This is a genomic window from Neobacillus drentensis, assembly GCF_036965245.1.
Taxonomy (GTDB): Bacteria; Bacillota; Bacilli; order Bacillales; family Cytobacillaceae; genus Neobacillus; species Neobacillus drentensis_G.
The window spans coordinates 1-6,502 of the sequence record NZ_JBALPG010000109.1 but is presented as its reverse complement, the minus strand read 5'-3'; the positions used below and the strand labels follow the sequence as shown (position 1 = coordinate 6,502).

Genomic DNA, 6,502 nt, shown 5'->3' with positions numbered 1-6,502 from the left:
CCCATCAGGCATAAGTGCACTAAGGATTGCTTCGTATGCATAAGCTTCGCTCTTATGTGCTCGCACGTCTGCGAGTTTCTTTATCATGTAAAAAATTAATAATTTTTTAATTATATATTAATAGGTTATTAATTGTTACAACCAAAAAAGGGATTATTATTGTTAGAGAAAAGGAAAAAAATCAGTCCTTTCGTCATACGAATTCGACCAATTTTCTCAATTGAATAGAAAAATGGCAGTTATCAATTTAAATTGGGGGCACAACTGATGTTTGAAAGATTACAAATTTTCTTTACCAGCCAAAAGGTGAAGTGGCTGGGCCGGTTTGCATACTATTTGCTCATTCTCCTATTATTATTTTTTATGTACGGATTTAACGATGCAAGCTCAGGTTCCTATATTTACAACGATTTTTAAAGGTAGGCATCAAAAATGAAAATGTTAAACACAATTAAAAACTTTTCACAAACACATCCAGATACATTAGCATATATCTCCCCCACGGAAAAAATGACTTATGGTGAACTCTGGAGACAATCTGAACACGTATCAGCTTTTCTATTAAAACAATCCCCCAAAAAACATCTGCCTGTATTAGTATATGGTCATATGGATGCTTCAATGATTGGATCGTTTTTAGGCTGTGTAAAAGCAGGAATTCCATATATTCCGGTTGATACTTCGATTCCAATCGAAAGAGTATTAAAAATTATTACTAGTTCCCAAGCTGAATTGGTCATCAATGCTTCCCGCCAGGAATTGGCGTTGGACAATTTCACAGTCACTATAGCGAATTATGATAAAATCCTGGCAGAACAAGTTTCTGATGTGCCAATTGACCCATCAAATTGGGTATCTGGCGAAGATAATTTCTATATTATTTATACGTCCGGAAGTACAGGAAATCCCAAGGGTGTGCAGATTTCTGCTAATAACCTGCAAAGCTTTGTTGATTGGATGGTAGAGGATTTTCCAATCAAGGGGAATTTTCGCTTTTTAAATCAAGCACCATATTCATTTGATTTATCAGTCATGGATCTTTATCCCGCTCTTGCTAGTGGTGGAACCATTTTTGCAATAACAAAAGAAATGATTGCGAGGCCAAAACTTTTATTTGAAGCATTAGAAAAATCAAAGACACAGATATGGACCTCAACTCCTTCTTTCGTACAGATGTGTTTAATGGATCCATCGTTTACAGAAGAACTTCTGCCTGAGCTCAGCCTATTTTTATTTTGCGGTGAAATCTTACCAGTTGCAATTTGCCGGCAATTAAGGGAGCGGTTTCCTAAAGCAAGAATATTCAACACTTATGGCCCGACAGAAGCAACAGTAGCCGTTACTTCTATTGAAGTAACAGCTGAAATATTAGAAGCATATCCGAATCTCCCTATCGGAAAACCAAAAGGAGACACATGTATTGTATTGGTTGATGAAAATGGCCAGCAAGTACAGCACGGGGAAAAAGGTGAAATGATTATTGTTGGCCCAAGTGTAAGTAAAGGCTATTTAGGGCAACAGAATCTAACAGAAAAATCATTTTTTCATTATGAAGGCGAACCCGCCTATCGAACTGGTGATGCTGGCTATTTTGATCAGAATGGGCTGATTTTTTACAAAGGCCGGATTGATTTTCAGATAAAACTGCACGGCTACAGGATGGAGTTAGAGGAGATTGAATACCATATTGCCAATTGCAAAAATGTGAAATCAGCTGCGGTCATCCCAATCTATCAAAATGACAAAATTGACTATTTACTGGCGGCAATCATTCCTACCAGCCATGATTTTGAAAAAGAATATCAATTAACAAGTGCTATCAAAAAAGAACTTAGCGAGGTAATTCCTGCATATATGATTCCAAGAAAGTTCACCTACTATGAGGAGCTTCCAATGACAGCGAACGGAAAAATGGACCGAAAAAAATTTAAGGAAATGGTTTTACAATGACACCATATGGTTCTTTTACATTCTTTTTCATCCTGGCAATTCTTTTAGCACCAACAGTTATTCTCGGTTTACGGGGGAAAAGGTTTCATACCTATAATATGTTTGTGTCGATTATCGCCCTTGGCATAATCTTCTCTTCATCTCTTAAACAAGCTGTTGCCTTAATCGTATTTACTATCTGGCAAGTAGTTTTAATAAAGGCCTACATCGCCTATCGAAAAAAGAGCAATAGGAACACTATCTTTTATTTGGCAGTTATTCTTTCGATTCTACCGTTGATTCTTTCGAAGCTGCTGCCATATTTTTCAGATGTAAACTTAATTGGCTTCCTTGGTATTTCTTATTTAACGTTTAAGGGTACACAAATCATCATGGAGACACGTGATGGCTTAATAAAAAAAGACATGCCCCTTTCCCGATTACTCTATTTCATATTATTTTTCCCGACCATTTCATCGGGTCCAATCGACCGTTATCGTCGCTTTGATAAAGATTTAGAACTTGAGATTTCAAGGGAACAATACAAATTATTGCTTTATGAAGGAATCAATAAAATTTTTCGTGGATTTTTATATAAGTACATTATCGGCTATTCGATCAATCACTTTTTCATCACGAATCTAAGATTTATTGCTCAAAGCCATTTAGAGCATCATCTCTATTATATGTACGCCTACAGCCTCTATCTATTTTTCGATTTTGCGGGCTACAGTGCTTTTGCGATTGGTGTTAGTTATATTATGGGGATTAAATCTCCGGAAAACTTTAATAAGCCTTTCCTTAGCAGGAACATAAAAGATTTCTGGAATCGCTGGCATATGAGCCTTTCCTTTTGGTTTAGAGACTATGTGTACATGCGATTTGTCTTTTTGATGACCAAGAAAAAGTGGATTAAAAACCGCAACCTCCTCTCAAACCTTGGTTATATATTACTGTTTTTGTTAATGGGATTATGGCACGGACTAGAAGTTCAATATCTTATTTATGGAATGTACCACGCTGCATTAATGGTTGCTTACAATTCATTTGAACGGTTTAATAAAAAGCACAAGTGGTGGCCGCAAAACAAGTTTACACATATTGTTGCAATTATTATTACCTTCCATGTGATTTGCTTTGGTTTTTATATTTTCTCTGGACAATTATTTCATAAAGGAGTTTGATTAAGATGGATTTCAAAAATGAGGTTATTACATTATTATCTGAAATTTGCCAGGACGATATTATTAAGGAAAATCCCGATATCGATTTATTTGATGCCGGATTATTGGATTCATTTGGGACTGTTGAATTACTCGTTCAAGTAGAAGAGCGTTTTGGAATTCTTGTTCCTATAACTGAGTTCGATCGTGATACATGGAATACACCTAACAATATCGCCATTCAGTTGGCTGATATGCAATGAAAAAAGCTTTATTCTCACCCATTATCTTAGCTTTTCTCGTTTTGGTTATTTTGGTAGTGATACCAAATCGATGGATTGAGAAAATGATTCCAAAATCGAGAATTTCTCAGGCTGCAACAGAATTAAATCCATTTATGTTTCAAGGTAAATATGTTCAAAATAAAATGCTCGAAGATGATCATTATTTACCCATTTATGGATCTTCTGAACTGGCTAGACTTGATCGTTACCATCCGTCCAATTATTTCCAAGTGACAGGAGCAGGCTTTACACCATTTTTAATTGGCCGCGGCGGAACTGTATCATTAACTCATTTTTTAAATTTTTCTGAGCATATGGATCAGCTAAAGGGGAAGAAAATTGTTTTCGTCCTGTCGCCGCAATGGTTTCAGCCAAAAGGGACAGACGAATCCCATTTTGTTCCTAATTACTCATCGTTACAAGGCTATGATTTGGCTTTTAACAAAAAAATTGATCCAATTGTTAAGAAAAAGGCAATAAAAAGGCTGTTAAAATTTTCGCCAATTCAAAACGACCCTTTTCTTTCTATCATGTATAAGGCGGAGATAACAGATAATCCATGGACTAAAAGAGCTAGTACATTGATTCGCCCTTTTGCCTTCACCTATCGTGAATTGTTGATTAAAAAGGATCTTTATTATTCTTTGGCAGGCGGTATATCTCGAAAAAGAGATCTCAGTCCAAAGGTAAAGAATAAATCTTGGGATGAATTAGCGGTTCAAGCAACTCGTTTCGGCGAAAGAAGATCTACGAATAATCAGTTTTATGTTATTAATAGTCAATATAATAAAATTCGAAAATTGGTTCCTTCTTTAAGGGATAATAAAATTGGAGCATCTTACGGAGAATCCCCTGAATATCAGGATTTCCAACTGGTACTTGACCTATTAAAGCAGTCTGGGGCAGAACCACTGTTTATTTCTGTTCCAGTAAACGGTAAATGGTACGACTACACAGGTTTTTCAAAAGAAGGACGAACAGCGTATTATGATCGTATTAAGAAACAAATTGAGTCAGAGGGCTTTCAAATTGCCGATTTTTCCAATCATGAATATGATCCATACTTCATGAAGGATACTATTCATATTGGCTGGAAAGGCTGGGTATATATCGATAAAGCAATAAAGGATTTTTATCATGGAAATAAAATAAACGTAGATGTCGTTCAGGCAATGTAGTTTGAACAGTTTTAATCTATATTTGTGTGATAATCATTGAACTGATAATAATTGGCATTTTATATTAGGAATTGGCTTCTCTACTCTATTTATAATACACATCACTTTTTCTTATTCAAAGTAGATTAATATTAAACTAAAAGTTATAATATACTCGATGATTATTCATTTTGGGAGTTGAGAAAATGTTTTCAAATATTGGTGTTCCTGGATTAATTTTGATCCTTATTGTTGCCTTAGTCATTTTTGGACCGAGTAAGCTCCCTGAAATTGGACGTGCTTTTGGTAAGTCAATTCGTGAATTTAAAAAAGCAACTGATGGAATCACAGACGATATAAAAGCAGAATTTAAAGAAGATATCAAAGAGGTTAAACAAGACCAAATTAACTTAAAAAAATAATGTGCTTTGAAGTTAAACATCCCCTGAAATAGTTCAAGGGATGTTTTTTGATAAATATAAAGAAAAAATTTCAACTTTGAGAATTGTCCAGCTCCATAAGAATAAGCTTTGGAAGCGATACCTCGCACGAGTAAAAGCGTTAGCTTTTTCGAGGAGCGCCCAGCGGCTAGTAGACTTCGCTCTTCTCCCTACGATAAGTCAACATCGGATCGCTTTCGCTCTCCGTGTTTCCTTTATCTCAGTCGAAGCGCTCCAGTCTATACGCCGCTAAACGGACGCTTGCGCTTTTCTTATTTACCTTTTGGACTTTTCGGCAAATGCTTGGAATTGATTCATTAATTTTTTGCGTGATTTTTGATTACGTAGTAAATAGGCAGCGCCTAATCCAATCGTCGTCATCATTAATTTTTTTCTAACCATTGAAATCCTCCTTCTGAGACTTTCCTACCTCTTCAATATTCCCTCAGGATCTGCATTTTAGCACTCGTAATTATTAATGAATACATCAAATAATTTCCATTCTATATCTGGAACTACAACAAAAAAAGTCAATTCGGTTTTAGAATTGACTTTTTTTTAAAACTGTTTATTACTTTTTCAACATATCTTTCATCATTTTGTTATGCTCTTTCATTTGATTTAAAAGTTGATTAAGAAGTACAACTGCCTTTTTATCATCCTTATTTTCAATCGCCATATTTAAATCTCGGAACGTTTGCCAGTGTTCCATCTTTTTACCACCATGTACCTGCTTCATAAATTCTTTTTTCGTTATCTTTCCTTCATTAAATTGCTTTTTAAGTTCCTCCATTTTAACCATTCTATCTTTTTTCCATTTCTCACGTTTGGCAGCATTTTCAGGACTCATCCATTGGTTGCGAAGTGTCTTTTTTTCCGTAAGAACTTGGGTCCATTCTGCCTTTTTGCTTGGTGTATATTGGTCTACCCATGTAAGGAGCTTTTGCTCTCTCTCCTTCATCAATGCCTGCCAGTCTTTATGCATCATTTGGTGCTGCTTGCCTTCCTTGCAATCGCAAGGTTTTTCCTCATGATCTACTGGTAAAGAATCATTTGCAGCTGTCAAACCTGGCACTGATAATAATAATGCCAATGTTAAAAATAACAGTTTAAGTTTCATAAATATCTCCTTCCATTCTTTTTAGAAATTTAACCAAATTTTTTCAGCACGAAATTATCATTCCCAGTTAGTCGAAAAAAATTTACCAATTGGACATAAATTTAGTAAAAAAAACCTTGAGATGTTTATTAAATTGTCGTATTCTATGAATATAGAAGATATGTGAAATATTTCACATTTAAAAATTGAGCATAAGCTCAAATTTTTTACGTCTTAATTGTGAATTATTTCACAAAAATATTTATAGAAAACCATATATAAATGGTATTAGGAGTGGGGAAATATGTCAAAACCAAAAATTGTAATCCTAGGTGGAGGCTATGGTGGAATTATTACAAGTAAAAGCTTAGAAAAATTATTAAAATCCGGCGAAGCATATGTTACGCTCATTAATAAACATGAATATCAT

At 35.0% G+C, this 6,502-nt stretch carries 8 protein-coding genes; 6 read left to right on the top strand and 2 right to left on the bottom strand.

What is annotated here, in order from left to right; translation table 11 throughout:
* Positions 1 to 267 precede the first annotated feature (267 nt).
* The 6 genes from dltX to V7150_RS19870 all read left to right on the top strand — a co-directional run bounded on the left by dltX (position 268) and on the right by V7150_RS19870 (position 4,955).
* Positions 268 to 417: a teichoic acid D-Ala incorporation-associated protein DltX gene (gene dltX / locus V7150_RS19895; protein WP_283922928.1), complete on the top strand. Its 150-nt coding sequence runs from the start codon at positions 268 to 270 to the stop codon at positions 415 to 417.
* A gap of 15 nt (positions 418 to 432) precedes the next feature.
* Complete coding sequence (dltA, locus tag V7150_RS19890) at positions 433 to 1,950, top strand: D-alanine--poly(phosphoribitol) ligase subunit DltA (protein WP_335521755.1); 1,518 nt, start codon at positions 433 to 435, stop codon at positions 1,948 to 1,950.
* The gene (dltB, locus tag V7150_RS19885; RefSeq protein WP_335521753.1) at positions 1,947 to 3,113 is read left to right on the top strand and encodes a D-alanyl-lipoteichoic acid biosynthesis protein DltB; all 1,167 of its coding nucleotides are present in this window, start codon (positions 1,947 to 1,949) and stop codon (positions 3,111 to 3,113) included. Before dltA ends, dltB begins: the two co-directional genes overlap by 4 nt.
* Before the next feature lie 5 nt (positions 3,114 to 3,118).
* On the top strand, positions 3,119 to 3,355 hold the full coding sequence (gene dltC, locus V7150_RS19880; RefSeq protein WP_283922925.1) for a D-alanine--poly(phosphoribitol) ligase subunit 2: 237 nt from the start codon (positions 3,119 to 3,121) through the stop codon (positions 3,353 to 3,355).
* Positions 3,352 to 4,554 carry a D-alanyl-lipoteichoic acid biosynthesis protein DltD gene (gene dltD, locus V7150_RS19875; RefSeq protein WP_335521749.1) on the top strand — a complete coding sequence of 401 codons (1,203 nt, stop codon included), beginning with the start codon at positions 3,352 to 3,354 and terminating at the stop codon, positions 4,552 to 4,554. The genes dltC and dltD overlap by 4 nt, the downstream gene beginning before the upstream one ends.
* Positions 4,555 to 4,739: 185 nt before the next feature.
* Positions 4,740 to 4,955 carry a twin-arginine translocase TatA/TatE family subunit gene (locus V7150_RS19870; RefSeq protein WP_335521747.1) on the top strand — a complete coding sequence of 72 codons (216 nt, stop codon included), beginning with the start codon at positions 4,740 to 4,742 and terminating at the stop codon, positions 4,953 to 4,955.
* A gap of 294 nt (positions 4,956 to 5,249) precedes the next feature.
* Here V7150_RS19870 and V7150_RS19865 read toward each other — a convergent pair whose 3' ends face one another.
* Both V7150_RS19865 and V7150_RS19860 read right to left on the bottom strand, forming a co-directional pair.
* The gene (locus V7150_RS19865; RefSeq protein WP_335521745.1) at positions 5,250 to 5,375 is read right to left on the bottom strand and encodes a hypothetical protein; all 126 of its coding nucleotides are present in this window, start codon (positions 5,373 to 5,375) and stop codon (positions 5,250 to 5,252) included.
* Positions 5,376 to 5,544: 169 nt separating this feature from the next.
* The gene (locus tag V7150_RS19860; RefSeq protein ID WP_335521744.1) at positions 5,545 to 6,093 is read right to left on the bottom strand and encodes a hypothetical protein; all 549 of its coding nucleotides are present in this window, start codon (positions 6,091 to 6,093) and stop codon (positions 5,545 to 5,547) included.
* Between the last annotated feature and the right edge of the window lie 409 nt (positions 6,094 to 6,502).

Coding starts and splice junctions, on each gene's coding strand:
- dltX (WP_283922928.1), top strand. CDS start 268: ATGTTTGAAAGATTACAAATTTTCTTTACCAGCCAAAAGGTGAAGTGG.
- dltA (WP_335521755.1), top strand. CDS start 433: ATGAAAATGTTAAACACAATTAAAAACTTTTCACAAACACATCCAGAT.
- dltB (WP_335521753.1), top strand. CDS start 1,947: ATGACACCATATGGTTCTTTTACATTCTTTTTCATCCTGGCAATTCTT.
- dltC (WP_283922925.1), top strand. CDS start 3,119: ATGGATTTCAAAAATGAGGTTATTACATTATTATCTGAAATTTGCCAG.
- dltD (WP_335521749.1), top strand. CDS start 3,352: ATGAAAAAAGCTTTATTCTCACCCATTATCTTAGCTTTTCTCGTTTTG.
- V7150_RS19870 (WP_335521747.1), top strand. CDS start 4,740: ATGTTTTCAAATATTGGTGTTCCTGGATTAATTTTGATCCTTATTGTT.
- V7150_RS19865 (WP_335521745.1), bottom strand. CDS start 5,375: ATGGTTAGAAAAAAATTAATGATGACGACGATTGGATTAGGCGCTGCC.
- V7150_RS19860 (WP_335521744.1), bottom strand. CDS start 6,093: ATGAAACTTAAACTGTTATTTTTAACATTGGCATTATTATTATCAGTG.